This is a genomic window from Pseudoroseomonas cervicalis ATCC 49957 (assembly GCF_000164635.1).
In the GTDB taxonomy this organism is placed as follows: Bacteria; Pseudomonadota; Alphaproteobacteria; order Acetobacterales; family Acetobacteraceae; genus Pseudoroseomonas; species Pseudoroseomonas cervicalis.
Window position 1 is genome coordinate 1 of the sequence record NZ_GG771106.1, and the last position, 904, is coordinate 904.

Genomic DNA, 904 nt, shown 5'->3' on the forward strand with positions numbered 1-904 from the left:
GGCCGCGTCCAGCGCCAGCACGGCGTCGAGATCCGGCACCTCTGGCGCGCCCAGCGCGGCGAGGCTGTCCTCGACCACCGCGGCGATGTCGAGGAAGCCGAGGCGCCGTTCCAGGAACAGCCCCACCGCCACCTCGTTCGCGGCATTCAGAATGGTGGGGGCTCCGCTTCCCGCCCGCAAGGCTTCGCGCGCCAGGCGCAGCGCCGGGAATCGCGCGAGGTCGGGCTCGGCGAAGTCGAGCCGGCCGAGCGCGGCGAGATCGAGCCGCGGCAGCGCCACCGCCATGCGGCGCGGCCAGGCGAGCGCATGGGCGATGGGGGTGCGCATGTCCGGCGTGCCCAGCTGCGCCAGCAGCGAGCCGTCGCGATACTGCACCAGCCCGTGCACCGCCGATTGCGGATGCACCAGCACGCCGAGCCGTTCCTCCGGCACCGGGAAGAGCCGCGCCGCCTCGATCAGCTCCAGCCCCTTGTTCATCATGGTGGCGCTGTCGATGCTGATCTTGGCGCCCATCGACCAGACCGGGTGGCGCACCGCCTGCTCGGGCGTGGCGCGCGCCATCTGCTCGCGGCTGGCCTCGCGGAAGGGCCCGCCCGAGGCGGTCAGGATGATGCGCTCGATCGCCGCCGGGTCGGCCGCCTCCAGCACCTGGAAGATGGCGTTGTGCTCGGAATCGACCGGCAGCAGGGTGGCGCCATGCCGGGCGGCGGCCTGCAGCACGATGTCACCGGCGCAGACCAGCGCCTCCTTGTTGGCCAGCGCCAGCGTGCCGCCATGGCCGAGGGCGGCCAATACCGGCCCCAGCCCGGCGGCGCCGACAATGGCGGCCATGGTCCAGTCGGCCGGGCGGGCGGCCGCCTCCAGCACCGCGTCGCGGCCGGCGGCGCAGGCGATGCCGCTGCCC

At 74.6% G+C, this 904-nt stretch carries 1 protein-coding gene; it reads right to left on the minus strand.

All coding sequences use genetic code 11. The annotated features are described in order from the left end of the window. Window positions 1–904 (minus strand): 1-deoxy-D-xylulose-5-phosphate reductoisomerase (gene dxr, locus HMPREF0731_RS21990; RefSeq protein WP_007006469.1); only part of this gene is annotated, 904 nt, incomplete at both ends.